Origin of the sequence: Sphingomonas panni (genome assembly GCF_022664435.1) — a bacterium.
GTDB classification, from domain to species: Bacteria; Pseudomonadota; Alphaproteobacteria; order Sphingomonadales; family Sphingomonadaceae; genus Sphingomonas; species Sphingomonas panni.
Window position 1 is genome coordinate 124,736 of record NZ_JAKREU010000007.1, and the last position, 18,492, is coordinate 143,227.

General features: G+C 67.0%; 16 protein-coding genes. 5 read left to right on the top strand and 11 right to left on the bottom strand.

Translation table 11 applies throughout. From position 1 onward, the window contains the following. Positions 1–56: 56 nt before the first annotated feature. From MF609_RS14325 to MF609_RS14365, 9 genes are all read right to left on the bottom strand, one after another. Entirely contained in the window at positions 57–2,087 is a 2,031-nt protein-coding gene (locus tag MF609_RS14325) for a TonB-dependent receptor plug domain-containing protein (protein ID WP_242416967.1), read from the bottom strand. A 22-nt stretch (positions 2,088–2,109) separates the two neighbouring features. After that, positions 2,110–2,457, bottom strand: a complete 348-nt coding sequence (locus tag MF609_RS14330) for a HesB/IscA family protein (RefSeq protein ID WP_242416968.1) — start codon at positions 2,455–2,457, stop codon at positions 2,110–2,112. Beyond that, positions 2,457–2,915 (bottom strand): SUF system Fe-S cluster assembly protein, encoded by a 459-nt coding sequence (locus MF609_RS14335; RefSeq protein WP_242416969.1) that lies wholly within the window; start codon positions 2,913–2,915, stop codon positions 2,457–2,459. The genes MF609_RS14330 and MF609_RS14335 overlap by 1 nt, the downstream gene beginning before the upstream one ends. Further along, the gene (locus MF609_RS14340) at positions 2,912–4,117 is read right to left on the bottom strand and encodes an aminotransferase class V-fold PLP-dependent enzyme (RefSeq protein ID WP_242416971.1); all 1,206 of its coding nucleotides are present in this window, start codon (positions 4,115–4,117) and stop codon (positions 2,912–2,914) included. The genes MF609_RS14335 and MF609_RS14340 overlap by 4 nt, the downstream gene beginning before the upstream one ends. 112 nt (positions 4,118–4,229) lie before the next feature. Further along, positions 4,230–5,306: a SufD family Fe-S cluster assembly protein gene (locus MF609_RS14345; RefSeq protein WP_242416972.1), complete on the bottom strand. Its 1,077-nt coding sequence runs from the start codon at positions 5,304–5,306 to the stop codon at positions 4,230–4,232. A gap of 154 nt (positions 5,307–5,460) precedes the next feature. Beyond that, a complete protein-coding gene (gene sufC / locus MF609_RS14350) occupies positions 5,461–6,204 on the bottom strand; it encodes a Fe-S cluster assembly ATPase SufC (RefSeq protein ID WP_242416973.1) in 744 nt (247 codons plus the stop codon). Between the two features lie 46 nt (positions 6,205–6,250). Further along, complete coding sequence (locus MF609_RS14355; RefSeq protein WP_242416974.1) at positions 6,251–6,547, bottom strand: hypothetical protein; 297 nt, start codon at positions 6,545–6,547, stop codon at positions 6,251–6,253. Further along, positions 6,544–8,007: a Fe-S cluster assembly protein SufB gene (gene sufB, locus MF609_RS14360; protein ID WP_242416975.1), complete on the bottom strand. Its 1,464-nt coding sequence runs from the start codon at positions 8,005–8,007 to the stop codon at positions 6,544–6,546. Before sufB ends, MF609_RS14355 begins: the two co-directional genes overlap by 4 nt. Beyond that, on the bottom strand, positions 8,007–8,435 hold the full coding sequence (locus tag MF609_RS14365) for an SUF system Fe-S cluster assembly regulator (RefSeq protein WP_242416976.1): 429 nt from the start codon (positions 8,433–8,435) through the stop codon (positions 8,007–8,009). The genes sufB and MF609_RS14365 overlap by 1 nt, the downstream gene beginning before the upstream one ends. Positions 8,436–8,835: 400 nt before the next feature. Between MF609_RS14365 and MF609_RS14370 the strand changes: the two genes are divergently transcribed. Then, complete coding sequence (locus MF609_RS14370) at positions 8,836–9,822, top strand: quinone-dependent dihydroorotate dehydrogenase (protein ID WP_242416977.1); 987 nt, start codon at positions 8,836–8,838, stop codon at positions 9,820–9,822. Continuing rightward, positions 9,822–10,499 carry an HPP family protein gene (locus MF609_RS14375; protein WP_242417085.1) on the top strand — a complete coding sequence of 226 codons (678 nt, stop codon included), beginning with the start codon at positions 9,822–9,824 and terminating at the stop codon, positions 10,497–10,499. The genes MF609_RS14370 and MF609_RS14375 overlap by 1 nt, the downstream gene beginning before the upstream one ends. 123 nt (positions 10,500–10,622) lie before the next feature. On the opposite strand, the gene ggt is transcribed toward MF609_RS14375, so the two are convergent. Further along, positions 10,623–12,362 (bottom strand): gamma-glutamyltransferase, encoded by a 1,740-nt coding sequence (ggt, locus tag MF609_RS14380; protein WP_242416978.1) that lies wholly within the window; start codon positions 12,360–12,362, stop codon positions 10,623–10,625. Positions 12,363–12,463: 101 nt separating this feature from the next. On the opposite strand from ggt, the gene MF609_RS14385 reads away from it, so the two are divergent. Together MF609_RS14385 and MF609_RS14390 are read left to right on the top strand one after the other, a co-directional pair. Continuing rightward, on the top strand, positions 12,464–14,254 hold the full coding sequence (locus MF609_RS14385; RefSeq protein ID WP_242416979.1) for an AMP-dependent synthetase/ligase: 1,791 nt from the start codon (positions 12,464–12,466) through the stop codon (positions 14,252–14,254). Next, the gene (locus tag MF609_RS14390) at positions 14,251–14,592 is read left to right on the top strand and encodes a low molecular weight protein tyrosine phosphatase family protein (protein ID WP_242416980.1); all 342 of its coding nucleotides are present in this window, start codon (positions 14,251–14,253) and stop codon (positions 14,590–14,592) included. The genes MF609_RS14385 and MF609_RS14390 overlap by 4 nt, the downstream gene beginning before the upstream one ends. Positions 14,593–14,670: 78 nt before the next feature. Here the strand turns inward: MF609_RS14390 and MF609_RS14395 are convergent, their stop codons facing one another. Beyond that, positions 14,671–17,076, bottom strand: coding sequence for a TonB-dependent receptor (locus tag MF609_RS14395; protein WP_242416981.1), 2,406 nt, complete (start codon positions 17,074–17,076; stop codon positions 14,671–14,673). Positions 17,077–17,271: 195 nt separating this feature from the next. On the opposite strand from MF609_RS14395, the gene MF609_RS14400 reads away from it, so the two are divergent. Further along, the gene (locus MF609_RS14400) at positions 17,272–18,462 is read left to right on the top strand and encodes an MFS transporter (protein ID WP_242416982.1); all 1,191 of its coding nucleotides are present in this window, start codon (positions 17,272–17,274) and stop codon (positions 18,460–18,462) included. Positions 18,463–18,492: the final 30 nt, after the last annotated feature.

The window sequence follows — 18,492 nt, forward strand, 5'->3', positions numbered from 1 at the left end:
ATCAGAAAACGGCCGCCATGTGAATCCCCGATGATTCAATTCGACTGAAAACCGCTCTAACCGCCCAGCCGGACGCCCAGCCACAAGGTGCGGGGAGAGGCTCGCTCTACCACGCCATCGCCACCGATCGCCGTTTCGATCCTGGTATCGGTGACGTTCTCCGCCCGTGCCTCGACCGTCAGCCCGCGGGTTGCCGGTATGGCCGCTACCAGATCGAGCGTCGTGGCGGCGGAAAGCCGGCGCTGATTGGCATCGTCCTCATACTGACCGGCGACATGGCGCAACGTCGCAGATGTCTGCCACCGGTCGCGTTGCCAGCCGAGCGTCGCCGAACCGCTATGCGCCGGCGTCTGCGCAGGGCGCAGGCCGTCCAACGCGCTGCCATCGCGCACCCGCGAGTCGGTATAAGCATAGGACAACCGCCCCTCGATCGCGCCCAGCCGACCGGACGCATCCAGTTCGACACCCTTGACGCGAACATGGTCGAGATTGGCGCGGCGGCGAAACACGCCTGCGGCCGACACGAAGCCGACGCCGGGAAAATTGCCGGGGCCGTTGGCGACGGTGACGTTGGCGATGGCGTCGCGCAGGTCGTTGGCAAAGGCGGTCGCCGCGAGACGGATGCCCGACGCCGGACGCAGTTCGATGCCGGCTTCCCCGCCCCACAGCGTCTCCGGCGCGAGCGCGGCATTGGCGGCGGTCGCATCGGCACCGACGCGGAACGGGCGATAGAGTTCGTTGAGGGTCGGCAGGCGCCAGCCGCGATAGCCCGCGAGCCGCACGGTTACCGCATCGGCGGGGGCCCATGCGATGCCGGCCCGCCCGGTCGGCTCCCACCCCCGTCGATCCGCAAACTGCAAATCGGTCAGCGTCGCGCCGATCAGCGCCGCCTCCCGCAAGTGGCCATCGGCGATCGTCCAGCGGTCGAGGCGGCCGCTAGCGCTCAGCACAATATCGCCGGTCGCAACGCTTGCATCGGTGAACAGGCCAATGGTCGTGTTGCGTCCACCCGCGACGCGCCGCCGCGTCGGGCTGCCCGCGACATAGGTGTAGAGTTCCTGCGTTTCTCCGGTAACGACGCGGACGTCGCCGCCCAGCCGGAGCGACAACGCCCCGAAAACAGGCGCGATCTCCGCACGACCGCCAACGCCGGTCGCCGGCACATTATATTGGTCGAGCGTCAGCGCGGTCGATGTCCGCCCCGCCGCGACACTGGCGAAGCGACTGGCAAAGGCGCGGGTCTGGAGATAGCCGAGCAACGACCAGCTGGTGGTCCCGCGCCCGACCAGGCGCACACTGGCATCCGCGCCCTCGCTGCGATTGTCGGTGAAGTCGATGCCCCGGTCGCGCCGGTCGGTAAAGCCCGAGACATTGGCCTGCAGCTCGGTCGTCGGCGTAACCTGCATCACGGCCCGGGCGGCGGCGCTGGCCTGTTCGAACGGCGCGGCGCGATCGGCGGGGCCGCGATCCTCGCGAACGATGGGCACGAAGCCATCGCCCCGCACATAGGCGCCGGACAGGGTAGCGAACCCGCCGCCACGCACCAGCGCCACCGAGCTTCGCGCGTCGATAGAGGCGCGACTGCCCCCGGTGATCGACGCAGCGAACGGCGTCAGATCGCCCGGTCCGGCGCTGTCGAGTTCGATCGTACCGGCCAACGCGCCCGGTCCGGCCACACCACTTCCCCCGCCGCGCGTCACCCGAATACGGCCGAGCCGATCGGTGGCATAGGCGGGAAAGGCGACCCAGCCGCCGAATGGATCGGCCTGCGGCACACCGTCGAGTAGCAGCAGCGCCCGGCTCGACGCATTGCCACCCAGACCGCGCAAAGTAATCCCCTGCGAGGTGGGATTGGCACTGCGGGAATCGGACCGGCGGAATTGCTGGAGGCCGGCGACATCGCGCAACACGTCCTCCACCCGGCCGCTAGCGGAAGCGAGGATACGGTCGCGATCCAGTTCGACGATATCATAGACGCGTTCGCCCAGTGCATCGGCGAGACCGCGTCCGGTAACGACGATCTCCGGCGCGTCCTGTGCCGCCGCCACACCCGGCCATGCGACCAGCAACCAGTAAAAACGCTTCACGCCTGCCCCCTTCAGGGGACGATCACACCGTGAAGCTCTCCCCGCATCCACATGCGCCCTTCGCATTCGGATTGGCGAAGACGAAGCCTGCGGTGAAATCGTCCTCGACCCAGTCCATCGTCGAACCGATCAGATAGAGGATCGATCCGCCGTCTACGAAGAAGGTGCCGCCGGGCGTTTCGATCCGTTCGTCCATCGCATTGGCGCTGGTCACGTAATCGACCGAATAGGCGAGGCCCGAACAGCCGCGACGCGGCGTCGACAGCTTGACGCCGATGGCATCGGCCGGGGCCTTCGCCATCAGGTCGGCGACGCGCCGTTCGGCGTTGGACGTCAGGATGATCGCCGCGGGGCGAACGCGCGTGGCCATTACAGCATTCCCAGTTCGAGCTTGGCGTCGTCCGACATCTTCTGCGGGTCCCATGGCGGATCCCAGACGAGATTGACGTCGGCGGTGGAGACGCCGGGCACGGCCGAAACGCGCAGTTCGACCTCGGCCGGCATCGATTCCGCAACCGGGCAATGCGGCGTGGTCAGCGTCATCGTCACCGCGACATGGCCGTTGTCCGCCACGTCGACGCCGTAGATCAGCCCGAGGTCATAGATATTGACCGGAATTTCGGGGTCGAAGATGTCCTTCAGCGCGGCGATCACCGCTTCGTACACGTCGCCACCCGGCTCGCCATCGGCGACGGGTACCGGCTTCTTCGCCAGGAAATCGCCCAGATAGTCGCGCTGGCGCGGTTCGTCGGCATCGGTCACCCGTGCGCGCGGCGGCGGGGCCACGGCGTCGACTTCCTCGACCTCAAAGCTGCGTTCATCGTTCATCCGAAAATCCTGCTCACCCGTTCCAGTCCGCGCACCAGCGCGGCCACGTCGTCCGGCCCGTTATACACGCCGAAGCTCGCCCGCGCCGTGGCGGGAACACCCAGCACGTCCATCAGCGGCTGCGCGCAATGATGGCCGGCGCGGATCGCGACGCGTTCCTCGTCCAAGATGGTGCCGACATCGTGCGGATGCACCCCCTCCACCACGAAACTGACGATTCCGGCGGAATCGTCGGGTCCGAGCAGGCGCACCGAATTGATCCGGCCCAGGGCTTCGCGGGTGGCGGTCACCAGCGCGGTTTCATGCGCATGGATCGCGTCCAGCCCGATACCCTCGACATAATCGATCGCGGCGTGCAGGCCCAATGCGCCGACGATATGCGGCGTGCCCGCCTCGAACCGCGCGGGCGGCGGGGCATAGGTGGTTCGTTCGAACGTCACGCGGTCGATCATCGCGCCACCGCCCTGCACCGGATGCATCGCGTCCAGCAGTTCAGGGCGACCCCACAGCACGCCGATGCCGGTCGGGCCATAGAGCTTGTGCCCGGAAAAGACGTAGAAGTCGCAGTCGAGCGCCGCGACGTCGACGCGCACGCGCGGCACCGCCTGACACCCGTCGAGCAACAGCCTGGCCCCGACCGAATGGGTGATGTCCGCCGCGCGGCGACCGTCGAGGACCGATCCCAGCACGTTCGACACATGCGCCAACGCGACCAGCTTATGTTCGGGCCGGATCATCGCCGCCATCGCATCGAGGTCGATCCGGCCGTCGGCGGTCAGCGGAACGACGTCGATCGCAGCGCCGATCCGCTCGGCCACCAGCTGCCACGGTACGATGTTGCTGTGATGCTCCAGCATCGACAACAGGATGCGGTCGCCGGCCTTCAGGTGCCGCTCGGCCCAGCCCTGCGCGACCAGGTTGATCCCCTCGGTCGCGCCGCGCACGAACACGCATTCCTCCGGGGCACTGGCGCCGATGAACGACGCAACACGACGGCGCGCCGCTTCGTAGGCGAGCGTCATGTCGGCCGAGCGCTGATATACGCCGCGATGCACCGTGGCATAGGTCGTGTCATAGGCGCGCGTAATCGCGTCGATCACCGCTTGCGGCTTCTGCGCGGTCGCAGCGGTGTCGAGATAGGCCCAACCGGCGGGAATCGCCGGAAAGTCGCTGACACGGTCGAGGGGTTGGGTATTGCTCATCACTTCGTCACTCCCGCGCAGGCGGGAGTCCATAGACGCTGCCGTCGCGGCCCCATCGCCGACCGCTGCGGCAATGGATTCCCGCCTTCGCGGGAATGACGGAAGGAGCGCTTCACAGCGTCGCCTCCAGCCACGCATCGGCATCGGCCGCGAACGCCTCGCGCACCGTTTCGTCGCCGATCCGATCGAGCGCATCGGCCACGAAGGCGGTGGTCAGCAGCGCCTTGGCCCGCGCCTCGCTGACCCCGCGACTGCGCAGGTAGAACAGCGCCTTCGCATCGAGTTCGCCGACCGTCGCGCCGTGCGCGCACTTCACGTCGTCGGCAAAGATTTCCAGTTCGGGCTTCAGGTTCACCGTCGCGGTCCGCTGCAACAGCAGCCCGCGCAGCGACTGTTCGCCATCGGTCTTCTGCGCACCGCGCGCGACCTCGACCCGCGCGGCGAGGCTTGCCTGGCTGCGGTCGGCTGCGACCGCGCGCCACGTCTGGCGGCTGGAGCCGTTCAGCGCGGCATGGCGGACGGCGACAGCACATTCCTGCCTTTGGTCCTCGCGGGTCAGCAGCGCACCGCCATAATCGACGAACGCGCTATCGCCGTCGAGCGTCAGCTGCGCGTCGATCCGGCTACCCATTCCCCCGGCACCGAGAAACTGCGACACGAGGCTCGCCCCCTCGCCTACCACCGCTTCGTCGCGGATCGACACGAAACCGGTCGACTGGAGCAGGCGCACGCTACGCATCAGTCGCGCACCGCGTTCGAGGTCGATCTGCGTCAGGCGGTTGGTCCAGCCGCTGCCGACATAGGTTTCGACGACCGACGCCACCGCATCCTCGTCCAGCGTCAACCGGGCGGGGACATGGTTCTCGGCACCGGTCGCGATGTGGACGATCTGTACGGTATCGGCGATCTCGGTTGCCGACAGGTCGATCGACCAACCCGCCGCACCCGATGCCTGGACGCCCAGCGGATGCGCGGTATCGAGCGTCAGCGGCGACAGCATGACATGGCCCGGCGTGCTGCGGTCCGGCGCGTAGACGCCATCGACGAACAGGATGCGCGGGCCGGCGATGTCGAGCCAATAGGCATCGGCATTCGCCGCTTCACCACGGATGGATGCGGCCGCGCTGGTCAGTGCGGCAAGGTCGGTCCAGCGGAACGCCTCTTGCGAATTTGTCGGAAGCGTTGCCATCAGATCCTCCCCGCCTGCGGGGAGGGGGACCGCTCGCACAAGCGAGTGGTGGAGGGGGAGCGCCGCGCAACGCAACCGCTCTGGAGGAGGACAGCCCCCTCCACCATGCTGCGCATGGTCCCCCTCCCCGTGCCGGGGAGGATCATGCTCGCGCTCATGCCGCCACCGCTCCATAGCCTTCACGTTCCAGCTCCAGCGCCAGCTCCTTGCCACCCGAGCGCACAATGCGGCCATCAGCGAGGACGTGGACGAAGTCGGGCTGCACATAGTCGAGCAGGCGCTGATAATGGGTGATAAGGATCACCGCCTTTTCCGGCGCGCGCATGATGCGGTTGATGCCGTCGCCGACGATGCGCAGCGCGTCGATGTCGAGGCCGCTGTCGGTTTCGTCGAGGATGGCGAGCTTCGGGTCGAGGATGCCCATCTGCACCATCTCGTTGCGCTTCTTCTCGCCGCCCGAAAAACCGACATTCACCGGCCGCTTCAGCATGTCCATGTCCATGCCGAGGCCATCGGCCTGCGCACGGGCGAGCTTGAGGAACTTGGCACCCGACAGCGGCTTTTCGTCCCGCGCGCGGCGCTGGCTGTTCAGGCTTTCGCGCAGGAACTGGACGTTCGACACGCCGGGAATCTCGACCGGATACTGGAAGCCGAGGAACAGGCCGGCGGCGGCCCGGGCGTCCGCTTCCATCTCCAGCAGGTCTTCGCCAGCGAACGTCACCGACCCTTCGGTCACCTCATAACCGGGACGACCGCCCAGCACATAGCCGAGCGTCGACTTGCCCGCGCCGTTCGGCCCCATGATCGCATGGACCTCACCCGCATTGACGCTCAGCGAGAGGCCCTTGAGGATTTCCTTGCCGTCGATTTCGGCGTGGAGATTGTCGATCTTCAGCATGTTCCGTCCTGTTCGTGCGGGATCAGACCCGCAAATCCTTAAAGCCTTACGGCGTCTCGCCCGCGACCGGTTCGGTACCGAACTCGGCCTCGGCGGCGTCGGGGTTGGTCAGCACCGCCTTCATCGACGCATCGATCTTGTCGAGCATCGCCGCGTGCGCCTTCGCCACCTTCGCCCGGATCGGCGCGCACGCCTTGGCGGCATCGTCGAAGATCGCGACGCGCGCTGCCGGGTCGGCCGGCGGTTTTTCCATGCGGGCGTCCGCATTGATCCGCGCCGACAGGCAATCGGCATAGGGCGCGGTCGGCGCGACCGCCTGTAGCGCCAGCAGCAGCGCGATCACCCCACCGACCCTTCGAGGCTGATGCCGAGCAGCTTCTGCGCCTCGACCGCGAATTCCATCGGCAGCTGTTGCAGCACTTCGCGGGCGAAGCCGTTGACGATCAGCGCGACCGCCGCCTCACTGTCGAGACCCCGCTGCATCGCGTAGAACATCTGGTCCTCGGAAATTTTCGAGGTCGTCGCCTCATGCTCGATCTGGGCCGAGGGGTTCTTGACCTCGATATAGGGCACGGTGTGTGCGCCGCACTGGTCGCCGAGGAGCAAGCTGTCGCACTGGGTGAAGTTGCGCACACCTTCGGCCGAGGGGCCGACGCGCACCAACCCGCGATAGGTATTGTCGCTGCGGCCCGCGCTGATCCCCTTGGACACGATGGTCGAGCGCGACCCCTTGCCCAGATGGATCATCTTGGTGCCGGTATCGGCCTGCTGCCGGTTGTTGGTGACCGCAACCGAATAGAATTCGCCGACCGAGTTTTCCCCGGCCAGCACGCAGGACGGGTACTTCCAGGTGATCGCCGATCCGGTTTCGACCTGCGTCCACGACACCTTTGAGTTCTTGCCCTGGCACAGCGCGCGCTTGGTCACGAAATTGTAGATGCCGCCCTTGCCGTTCTCGTCGCCGGGATACCAGTTCTGGACGGTCGAATATTTGATCTCGGCATCGTCCAGCGCGACCAGCTCGACGACCGCAGCGTGCAGCTGGTTCTCGTCGCGCATCGGCGCGGTGCAGCCTTCGAGATAGCTGACATAGCTGCCCTTGTCGGCAACGATCAGCGTGCGCTCGAACTGGCCGGTATTCTCCGCGTTGATGCGGAAATAGGTCGACAGCTCCATCGGGCAGCGCACGCCCTCAGGGATGTAGACGAAGGTGCCGTCCGAAAAGACCGCGCTGTTCAGCGTCGCGAAGAAATTGTCACGCTGCGGCACGACCTTGCCCAGCCATTTGCGGACGAGGTCGGGATATTCGCGGATCGCTTCGCTGATCGAACGGAAGATGACGCCGGCGGCTTCGAGTTCCTTGCGGAAGGTCGTCGCGACCGACACGCTGTCGAACACGGCGTCGACCGCGACCTTGCGCGATCCCTCGACGCCGGCGAGCACCTTCTGCTCCTCGATCGGGATGCCGAGCTTTTCATAGACGCGCAGGATTTCAGGATCGACCTCGTCCAGCGACCCCAGCTTCGGCTTCGCCTTCGGCTCGGCGTAATAATAGGCGTCCTGATAATCGATCGGATCGAGGTTCAGCTTGGCCCAGTCGGGCGCCTCCATCGTCTGCCACAGGCGGAATGCCTTCAGCCGCCAGTCGAGCATCCATTCCGGCTCGTTCTTCTTGGCGCTGATATAGCGAACCGTATCCTCGCTCAGCCCCTTGGGCGCGAAGTCCTGTTCGATGTCCGAGGAGAAACCCCACTCGTACTTCTTGTTCGCGGCGGCGAGCGCCTCGGCATTCTTCGTGGCCATCACACTACCTCTTGGGGCATCGCCCCGGTGTTCGCGAGTTGGGCGAGCGTCACGCCCGCCAGAGCGCCCCGGACCACGGCGTTGACCGTGCCGGCATGGGGGCGGATCATGCAGTTCGTCTCCACCGCGCAATCGTGGCGCGCGGCATCGACGCAGGTGGTGAGCGCGATCGGCCCCTCGATCGCCTCGATGATCTGCGCCAGGTCGATCGCATGGGCTGCGCGGGCGAGGCGAAAGCCGCCGCCACTGCCACGTCCCGTCTCGATCAGTCCGGCGGCCGACAGGCGGCTTACCAGCTTCTGCACGGTCGGCAGCGGCAGGCCGGTTTCCTCCGCCAGCGCCGTTGCCGTGACGCGCGCCTCCCCACCCCGCCGCGCGGTGGCGGCGAGCAGGACGACGGCATAGTCGGCTAGGCTGGAAAGGCGCATCGCTTCCTTAATCGGATCGTTCCGGTCGGATTGGCATGTGGTCGCGCGGGGGCGTGAGGTCAACCGGGTTTGTTTCGATTGATGTGATCGATTGTTTTCGGGGCAGAAGGATTCGGTTTCACGCGAAGGCGCGATGCCGCGAAGAGAATAAGGAAGTTGGTTCGCGCAGAGGCGCGGAGACGCTGAGGAGTTGCGTTCGTCCTCCCGTTTCGCGCCATTGAGACCTCAACTCTATGCGGCTGCCGCGAGCATGAAAGCCGCTCGCGCGGCAAGACGCTTCCGCCAGCGCAACCCCTCCGCGCCTCCGCGTCTCTGCGCGAACCATTCTTCTTTGCGCCTTCGCGCCTTCGCGTGAAACCGAATCTTCCTTCCGATGCCACCCGGCGATAGAGCGGCGATCATGGCCTGGTATCACCCGCTCCTCTTCGCCCTGGACGCCGAACGCGCGCATTCGCTGACCATCGCCATGCTGGAGGCATGGGGTAAGGCCGGCGCCCCGCTCGCGCCGAAGACAGACGACCGTCATGCGGTGACGGTGGCGGGCATCCGCTTTCCCAACCCGGTCGGGCTGGCGGCGGGCGTCGACAAGGATGCGCGGGCGGTCGCCGGGTTCCTGGGGCTGGGGTTCGGGTTCGTCGAGGTCGGCACGCTGACGCCCAAGCCGCAGCCGGGCAATCCCAAGCCCCGCATCTTCCGCCTGCCCGAGGACAGGGGCGTCGTGAACCGGCTGGGGTTCAACAATGGTGGGATCGATGCCGCGCTGGCGCGGGTGGCGGCGCTCACCCCCCGCCCCGGCATTATCGGCATCAATGTCGGCGCGAACAAGGACACGGTCGACCGCATCGCCGATTACGGATCGGCCGTGGCCAAGGCCGCGCCGCTGGCCGATTACGTCACGATCAATATCTCCAGCCCCAACACGCCGGGCCTGCGCGACCTGCAATCGCAGCCCGAACTGGGCCAGCTGATCGCCGCCAGCGATGCCGCGCGCCATGTCGGGGGCAAGCGCGTGCCGCTGTTCCTGAAGGTCGCACCAGACCTGTCGCGCGAGGGACTGGAAGTCGCCATCCGCGCGGCGATCGATGGCGGGATCGACGCGTTGATCGTGTCGAACACGACGATCTCGCGCCCGGCCACCTTGCGGTCAGCCAATGCGCAGGAAACCGGCGGCCTGTCCGGCGCGCCGCTCGCCCCCCTCGCGCTCGCCAAACTGATCGAGGCGCGTGAGATTGCCGGCGGCGCGCTCCCGCTGATTTCGGCGGGCGGCATCGGGTCGGCCGACGAAGCGCGGCGGCGGCTGGATGCCGGGGCCAGCCTCGTCCAGCTGTACAGCGCGATGGTCTATGAAGGGCCGGGCCTTGCGCGGCGGATCGTCGCGGGACTGTGATCCGGTTGTTTCGCCCGTTGCTCGCCAATGCCGGGTTCGGGCGACGGGTGGTCGCGTGCATCGGGGCGGCGATCGGGATCGCGCTGACCATGGCGGTCTGTGCACAGTTTCCGTGGCTGGGAAGCGACCTGCCGATCATCGTCGCGCCGCTGGGTGCGTCGGCGGTTCTGGTGTTCGCGGTGCCGGCCAGTCCGCTGGCCCAGCCATGGCCGGTGGTCGGCGGCAACATCCTGTCGACGCTGGTCGGGGTGGCGGTGTTTCAGGCGGTGCCGAACGTCACCATTGCCGCCGGTGTCGCAGTCGGCCTCGCAATCCTCGTTATGTCGCTATGCCGCTGCCTGCATCCGCCGGGCGGGGCGGCGGCGCTCACGGCGGTGATCGGCAGCGCGGGCATCCATGATGCGGGCTACGCCTTTGCGTTCGCGCCGGTCGGGATCAATTCGATCGCATTGGTGTCGATCGGCATCCTCTATCACCGGATGACGGCGCTCCGCTATCCGCACCGGCCGGCCACACCCGCCGCGGTTCAGGCGGCGGCGGAACCGGGCGGCGTCCGGCTGGAGGATATCGACGCCGCCTTGGCCGAGACGCCCGATGCCTATGACATTGCGCGCGAGGATCTGGCGCTGCTGCTCGAACGGGCGGAGCATTTCGCGCAGGTGCGGCGGAAAGGCTGATCGACCGCATTTTCGTCACCCCAGCGCAGGCTGGGGTCTCCCCGTAATGAAGCGCGCGCCTCGCCGCAGAAGACCCCGGCCTGCGCTGGGGTGACGTCTGTGGTGAGGCGGGAGCAGGCGCCCCTACTCGACGATCACCTTGCCCTCGCGCCGGGGATCGACGCCGCCATCGACCTTGCCGTCGCGGATGATGACGCCGTGCAGTCCCGAATCCTCGCCCTGCCCCGGTTGCAGCCGCACGCCTTTCGCGGCCAGCGCGCTCAGGATTTCGGGGGAGAACTTGGTCACTTCACCCTGGAAACTGTTGCCGCGCGCGACGAGGTTGGGGAGCGCCAGCGCCTGCTGCATCGGCAGCTTCCATTCGACCGCCCCGACCAGCGACTTGCCGACATAGGCGAGGATCGCGTTGCCGCCCGCCGAACCGAGCGCGCCCGCGAACCTGCCCTGCCGGTCGATCATCACCAGCGGGGTCATCGAGGAGCGCGGGCGCTTGCCCGGTGCCACCGCATTGGCCGACGCCCGCCCCTGCGCATCGCGCGGCGAAAAGGCGAAGTCGGTCATCTGGTTGTTGAGGAAGAAGCCGTCGACCATCCGCCCGGTGCCGAAGAAGCTTTCGACCGTCGTCGTCATCGACACGACATTGCCCTGCGCGTCGCCGACGATGAAGTGCGACGTGCCCGCCGGTTCGCGGGTCGTGTCGGCCGCCGCCGTGACGACCCCCGCCGGGACGCCCGCTGCCGGCGCTGGCCCTGCGGTCGCGCCGATCAGCTTCGCGCGCTCGGCGATATAGGCCGGGGCGAGCAACCCGGCGACCGGCACGTTCACGAACTTGGGATCGCCGACATACAGGTCGCGATCGGCATACATCAGCCGGCTGGCCTCCGCGAAGAGATACCAGCTCTGCGGATCGTTCGGCCCACGCTTGTCGATATCGGTGCGGCCAAGGATGGCGAGCAGTTCGAGCAGCCCGACCCCGCTCGACGGCGGCGGCGGGGTGCAGACGATATAGGCGCGCCAGTTGCCGCACAGCGGATCGCGCTTCACCGCGCGATACGCGGCGAGGTCGGCGAGCGTCATCGTGCCGGGCAGGCTGCCGCTGGTGGTTTTGGCGACGATCCGCTCGGCGGTCTTGCCGGTATAGAGCGCATCCGGCCCCTGCTTGGCGAGGCGGCGCAGGAAATCGGCATAGTCGCCATTCTTGATCCGGTCGCCGGTGGTGGCGAGTGCGCCGCCCTTGCCCTTGAAATAGCGACGGACATCCTCCGCCTGCAGCTGCGGTGACTGGCCGCCGAGGAACCGGCCGAGGCGCGCTGAGATCACGAAGCCCTTGCGCGCGACCTGTTCGGCATCGTCGAACAGCTGGTTCCACGCCAGCGTGCCATGATCGGCATGTGCCTGCCCCAGCATCCTGACCGCGCCGGGCACGCCGGTTGCCCGGCCGCTCATCACGGCCTGAGCGAACGGCAGCGGCTGGCCGTCGGTGCCGAGCAGCATCGTCGGCGTCGCCCCGGCCGGCGCGACCTCCCGCCCGTCATAGATTTCGACCTTGCCGGTCTTCGCATTGAAATAGGTCAGGAACGCCCCGCCGCCGAGGCCGGAGCTTTGCGGTTCGACCAGCGACAGCATCGCCTGCACCGCGATCGCCGCGTCGACCGCGCTGCCACCCTTGCGCAGCACCGCCATCCCCGCTTCGGCAGCGATCGGATTGGCAGCGATCACGAACTTCTGCGCCTGCCCCGGCGTTGCGGCAGGCGGTGCCGGCGTCGCGGCGCTGGCGACCTCCTTCTTACCGAACGACAGGACGTTGCAGCCCCCCAGCGTAACGGTGGCGAGCGCGGCGATGGTGGTGGCGAACATTCTCATGGCGGCCTGTCTAGCCAAGACCATCGGCCCCGTCACCCGCTCTCGGGCGTTGCCGTGTCGGTTCTGCCTGCCTACACCCGGCCGCAGGAGAAGGATAAGCAATGGCCCGGCAACTCGAACGATTTCCCAATCTGGTCACGATGTTCTTCACCCGCGCCGCCGAGCGTGGGGACGCGCCGTTCCTGTGGAGCAAACAGGGTGGCCAATGGCAAGCGACTAGCTGGGCCGATGCCGCGCGACAGGTCGCGAGCCTTGCCACTGCCCTCAAGGCCATCGGCCTGAAGCGCGGCGACCGGGTGATGCTGGTCAGCGAGAACCGGCCGGAATGGTGCATCTCCGACCTCGCCATCATGGCGGCCGGGTGCGTGACGGTCCCGACCTATGTCACCAACACCGTGCGCGACCATGGCCATATCATCGAAAACTCCGGCGCCTGCGCGATCATCGTATCGACCGAGAAGCTGGCCCGCACCGTCCTGCCCGCCGCGCTGCGCACCACCCAGTCGTCGGAAAAGATCATCACGATCGAACCGATGAAGACCGCGCAGCAGGGCAGCCTGGAGTTTCACGACTGGCATGACCTGATCGCGAAGCACCCGGCCGATCCGGCCACGGTCGCGGCTGAGGCAGATTTCGGTCGCGAGGACCTCGCCTGCATCATCTACACCTCCGGCACCGGCGGGTCCCCGCGCGGGGTGATGCAGCATCACGGCGCGATCCTGCACAACGTCAATGGCTGCTGCACCGTGATCTCCGAGGATTTCGGCTGGGAGGACGAGGTGTTCCTGTCGTTCCTGCCGCTCAGCCACGCGTACGAACATACCGGGGGGCAGCATTTCCCGATCGGGCTGGGCGGGCAGATCTATTACAGCGAGGGCCTCGACAAGCTGGCCAGCAATATCGAGGAGGTGCGCCCGACGATCATGGTCGTCGTCCCCCGCCTGTTCGAGGTATTGCGGACGCGGATCACCAAGGCGGTGCAGAAACAGGGCCGTGTGTCGTCATGGCTGCTCGATCGTGCGGTGGCGATCGGCGGCAAGGAGGACGGCCCGACCCTGCTCGACCGGCCGACCAAATTGCTGGTCGATACGCTATTGAAGCCCAAGGTCGGCAAACGGTTCGGCGGGCGGTTGAAGGCGATGGTGTCGGGCGGCGCGCCGCTCAACCCGGAGATCGGCGGCTTCTTCCAGTCGCTGGGGCTGTGTTTCCTGCAAGGCTATGGCCAGACCGAGGCCGCACCGGTCATTTCGTGCAACCGCCCGGCGGCGGGGATCAAGATGGACACGGTCGGCCCGCCGCTGGCCGAAACCGAGGTTCGCATTGCCGAGGATGGCGAGATACTGGTGCGCGGCGAACTGGTGATGCACGGTTACTGGCGTAACGAGGCCGAGACGGCGCGCGTGTTGAAGGACGGATGGCTGCATACCGGCGACATCGGCGAAATCGATGCGAAGGGGCGCATCCGCATCACCGACCGCAAGAAGGACATCATCGTCAACGACAAGGGCGACAATGTTGCCCCGCAGAAGGTCGAGGGGATGCTGACCCTGCAGAACGAGATCGCGCAGGCGATGATCGCGGGCGACCGGCGGCCGTACATGGTCGCGGTGATCGTGCCCGATGCCGAATGGACCCAGCAATTCTGTGCGAAGGGCGGTGCGCGCTGCGACTTCGCCCGACTGCGCGAGGACAGCGACTATCGCGCGGCGCTGGGCGCGGCGGTGGAGCGGGTGAACAAGGACCTGTCGGTCACCGAACGCATCCGCCGCTTCATCATCGCCGACGAACCCTTCACCATCGAGAACCAGCAGCTGACGCCCAGTCTGAAAATCCGGCGGCATGTGTTGAAGGAGGTTTACGGCGAGCGGCTGGACGCGCTGTACCGGGGATGAGGAATTTCCTGTTCGTATGTAGCCAGAACAAGCTGCGCAGCCCCGCCGCCGAGCAGATTTTCGCGGATGTCATCGGAATCGAGGTATCGTCGGCCGGAACCAATCATGATGCGGAAAATCCGCTGACGCATGAACTGGTCGAGTGGGCGGACACGATCTTCGTGATGGAACGCACGCACCGCAACAAGGTGCAGCGCCATTTCCGCCGCAGCCTGAACGGCAAACGAATCGTCTGCCTCGACATTCCCGACGACTATGGCTTCATGCAGCCCGAACTGGTCGCCCTGCTGCGCGCGCGGATGGCGCGGCATCTGCCGACCATAGCACCCGACGAATGACAGGCTGACCGGCGACGGTGCCCCTTCGCAGGCAGGAGGGAGGGGGCGGCCTGCGCGATAAGGGCCGCCCCCGCCCGATCAGAACCCGCGACGCAGCGTCACGAAGAACTGGCGCGGTGCGCCCGCCAGCAGCGTCTGATTGTCGCCGCTCGCGGTATAGCCGTTGCTGCCGATCGTCGCGATATAGGCCTTGTCGGTCAGGTTGGTCACGCTGCCCTCAATCGCCATGCCTTCGAGGATACCGCCGACCCCGGTCAGGCGATATCCGATGCTGGCATCGGCCAGCAGCCGCGCGCCGACCGACTGGTCGTTCAGATAGGTGAAGTAGCGCCGCGACATATAGTCGCCGCCAATGCGCGCGAAGAAGCGGCTGTCGTCATAGGCGATCTCGCCCTTGACCATATGTTCGGGCGTGTCGACCACCGTCTTGCCCGCGATCGCCTGCAGCACCACGCCCGCCGCATTGCGCACGTCGTTCCGGTAGGTCGCCTTGTTGTACGAATAGCTGGCGAACAGGGTGAGCGGCTGCGCCACGCGGAAGGTCGCCGCCAGTTCGGCGCCATAGCTCCGGACATTGCCCGCATTGTTCAGCGTCGGCGGGTTGCCGATAATGCCCGCGCCATTGGCGAAGCCGAGCAGCCGGTTGGCGAAATCCACATAATAGCCGACTGCCGACAGCTGCAACCCGCCCGAACGGATGCGTGCGCCGCCTTCGACCGTCTTCGACGTCTCGGGCTTCAGCGTGCCGCGGATCGCGTTGAACCCGTTCTGGGTGGTCGCGAACGGCCCAGTCGTCGCGGAAGAGACGAACGCGCGCATATTTTCGGTATAGCTGGCGAACAGTTCCGCCCCGCCGCCGAGACGGAACAGCGCCGAAACCTGCGGCAGGAACCAGTCGCGCGCCGAAATCTCGCCGGCGACCAGCGTACCGGTGCGCAGGTTGGCACGGTTGACGACGCGCATCCCCTTCCATCCGCCGTTCAACGTCAGGTCGCCCAGCTCAAGCGTGTCGGCGACGTGATATTGCATCGTCTCGGTATCGTATTTGCCGTCCCACTGGGTGCGGTACGGGTTGCTCTGGAACTGGCGCGCGCCCCGGATCGGGTTCGCGCCGTCGTTCATGCCATAGAAGCGGCGGGCCTGCTGGAACGTATTGCTTTCATACCACAGCCCGACTTCCAGCCGGTTCGCGCCGGTGTTCAACACGGCGCGCGTCTGGTTGCCTGCCCGGTCGATGCCATATTCGGTGGTGCGATATCCGAGCGGCGAGGCGAGCCCGGCGGTCGAGGTCGCCGACGCAGCCAGCGCGGTGCCGTCGGGGCCGGGCGCGCCGGCCGGGGTCGGCGAATAGGGGGTGATCCACGATCCCTGCCCCTTGTTATGGTGGTAATAGCTGGTCGAGGTAAGCGTCAGCTGCTCGGTCAGCTTTGCATCGACGATGAACCCGCCCAGCCAGTCGCGGCGCAGCCCGGCCGCGTCGTAATAAACGTCGTCCACCGTGCCGATCCCGGCCGGGAAGGTAAGCCCCGCCCCGGCCCATGGCGCGACGAAGCCGACCGCCGACCCGTTATTGGCCGAACGATAGCCGGCCAGCGCGGCCTGGTTCTGATAGACCTTCCCGATCTGCACCGCGAGCGGGTAGTTGTCGCTGACATTGTCGTTACGCAGGCCGCGCCGCGCGATGATGTCGTAGCTCAAATCCTGATAGTCGTTCTCGCGCCGGTCGGAGAAGTTGACGAATGCGGCGATGCTGCCACGCGTGTCGATTTCCTTGACCAGCTTGGCATTCGCCTGATGCTGGCGCTGGACGCCGAAGCCCTTCCACTTGTCGGTGGTCAGATATCCGTAGGACAGATAGCCTTTCAGCCCGCCGCCCAGATCGCCGGTGTCGGCACGGGCGAATGCGCGGATCGTGTCGTTGCTGCCATAGGTGCCCGACGCGACCAGATCGGCGCTGTCGGACGGCGTGCGGCTGGTGAATTCCAGCGTGCCGCCGAGGTTGCTGGTCGAAGGAGTACCCAGCGCGCCCGCGCCTTGCGCCACAGTGGTCGAAGCGAGATTTTCGGAGATGATCGCGCGGCTGACATGCAGGCCGTTGACGTTGCCATAGCTCATGTCGCCCAGCGGCACGCCGTCGAGGGTAAAGCCCAGCTGGTTCTGGTTGAACCCGCGCAGGCTGATCCGCGTCGACCATTCATAGGCACCGAACGCGTCACCCGACTGGAAATTCACGCCGGGCAGCTTCGACGCGGCCTTCAGCGGCGAGGTGCCGGGGGTCAGGCGTTCGAGGTCGGCGGCGGTGATCGTCTGCACCTGACGCGTCTTGCCGAAGCCGAGCACGACGATCTCGTCGCCCTCGCCTTCCGACGCCACGGGCGCTTCGGCGTCGGGCGCGGGCGTCGGGACCGAGGTTTCGCGTGCCAGCGCATTCTGCGCGAACAGCGCCAGCGGCGCGACGCTCAGCAGCCACGGTTTGAAAGCCATGCGATATTTCCCCTTCGAGCAGGATGCTCGTCGGGCGGGGCCGGTAGGGAACGGGTATTACGTATACGCGACGTTATGGCGGCGATTTGATGACCCTGGGGGAAAGGGCCGAATTTAAACCGGCCGGTTGACCACGCGACGCCACGAACCATATGGCCATGCTGATATGCTGCAATGCAGCACGGAGGTTGCCCCATGTCCCCTGTTCCCCCTCCCGCCCGCTCGGTCGGGCTTGTCCACCTCGCGCTCGCGCTGGGTGGGTTCGCGATCGGCACGACCGAGTTCGCGACGATGAGTCTCGTGCCGTTCTTCGCGCCGGGCCTCGGCATCGACGAACCGACGGCGGGGCATGTCATCAGCGCCTATGCACTGGGCGTGGTGGTCGGCGCGCCGCTGCTGGCGGTGATGACCGCGCGGATGGCGCGGCGGACGGTGCTGATCGCGCTGATGGCGTGTTTCGGCATCGCCAATGCGGCAAGCGCACTCGCGCCGACCTATGAAGCGATGCTGGTCGCGCGGTTCTTCAGCGGGTTGCCGCATGGGGCCTATTTCGGGATCGCGGCGCTGGTCGCGGCGTCGCTGGTCCCGGCGGAAAAGCGGACGCAGGCGATAGGGCGGGTCATGCTGGGGCTGACGGTCGCGACCATCGTCGGCGTGCCGCTGGCCAATGCGCTGGGGCAGGCGCTTGGCTGGCGCTGGGGGTTCGGCGTGGTCGCGGTGCTGGCGGCGGCGACGATGGCGATGGTCGCATGGGCCGCGCCGCGCGACCGGCCGGACCGCAGCGCCAGCCCGCTGGCCGAACTCGGCGTGCTGACATCGGGACAATTGTGGCTGACGCTCGGCATCGGCGCGATCGGTTTCGGGGGCATGTTCGCGGTCTATACCTATCTCGCCTCGACGCTGATCGAGGTGACCGGCGCCGCGCCGGCGATGGTGCCGGTGGTGCTGGCGGTGTTCGGCGCAGGGATGACAGTCGGCAATCTGATCGTGCCGCGCTTTGCCGACCGGGCGCTGATGCCGACTGCCGGTGGGCTGCTGCTGTGGAGTGCGGCGACGCTGGCGCTCTATCCGCTGGCGGCGGGTCAGTTGTGGTCGATGCTGGTCATCGTGTTCCTGATCGGGATCGGCGGGGCGCTGGGCACCGTCCTGCAGACGCGGCTGATGGATATTGCCCGGCAGGGGCAGAGCCTGGCCGCGTCGCTCAACCACTCGGCGTTCAACACCGCCAATGCCATCGGGCCGTGGGCCGGGGGAATGGCGATCGCGGCCGGTTATGGCTGGACGTCGACCGGCCTGGTCGGCGCAGGGCTGGCGCTCGGCGGGTTGGCGATCTGGGGGCTGGCGGTGCTGGCTGGGGCGCCGGTTCGGCAGATTGTCGAGGCTTAGAAGCAGGTAGGTTTTCACGCGAAGGCGCGA

Excerpts from the sequence above, each read along its gene's own strand:
- MF609_RS14390 (WP_242416980.1), top strand. The coding sequence starts at position 14,251 with ATGAGGAATTTCCTGTTCGTATGTAGCCAGAACAAGCTGCGCAGCCCC.
- MF609_RS14385 (WP_242416979.1), top strand. The coding sequence starts at position 12,464 with ATGGCCCGGCAACTCGAACGATTTCCCAATCTGGTCACGATGTTCTTC.
- MF609_RS14345 (WP_242416972.1), bottom strand. The coding sequence starts at position 5,306 with ATGGCAACGCTTCCGACAAATTCGCAAGAGGCGTTCCGCTGGACCGAC.
- sufC (WP_242416973.1), bottom strand. The coding sequence starts at position 6,204 with ATGCTGAAGATCGACAATCTCCACGCCGAAATCGACGGCAAGGAAATC.
- MF609_RS14395 (WP_242416981.1), bottom strand. The coding sequence starts at position 17,076 with ATGGCTTTCAAACCGTGGCTGCTGAGCGTCGCGCCGCTGGCGCTGTTC.
- ggt (WP_242416978.1), bottom strand. The coding sequence starts at position 12,362 with ATGAGAATGTTCGCCACCACCATCGCCGCGCTCGCCACCGTTACGCTG.
- MF609_RS14330 (WP_242416968.1), bottom strand. The coding sequence starts at position 2,457 with ATGGCCACGCGCGTTCGCCCCGCGGCGATCATCCTGACGTCCAACGCC.
- MF609_RS14370 (WP_242416977.1), top strand. The coding sequence starts at position 8,836 with ATGGCCTGGTATCACCCGCTCCTCTTCGCCCTGGACGCCGAACGCGCG.
- MF609_RS14340 (WP_242416971.1), bottom strand. The coding sequence starts at position 4,117 with ATGAGCAATACCCAACCCCTCGACCGTGTCAGCGACTTTCCGGCGATT.
- MF609_RS14365 (WP_242416976.1), bottom strand. The coding sequence starts at position 8,435 with ATGCGCCTTTCCAGCCTAGCCGACTATGCCGTCGTCCTGCTCGCCGCC.
- MF609_RS14335 (WP_242416969.1), bottom strand. The coding sequence starts at position 2,915 with ATGAACGATGAACGCAGCTTTGAGGTCGAGGAAGTCGACGCCGTGGCC.
- MF609_RS14400 (WP_242416982.1), top strand. The coding sequence starts at position 17,272 with ATGTCCCCTGTTCCCCCTCCCGCCCGCTCGGTCGGGCTTGTCCACCTC.
- sufB (WP_242416975.1), bottom strand. The coding sequence starts at position 8,007 with ATGGCCACGAAGAATGCCGAGGCGCTCGCCGCCGCGAACAAGAAGTAC.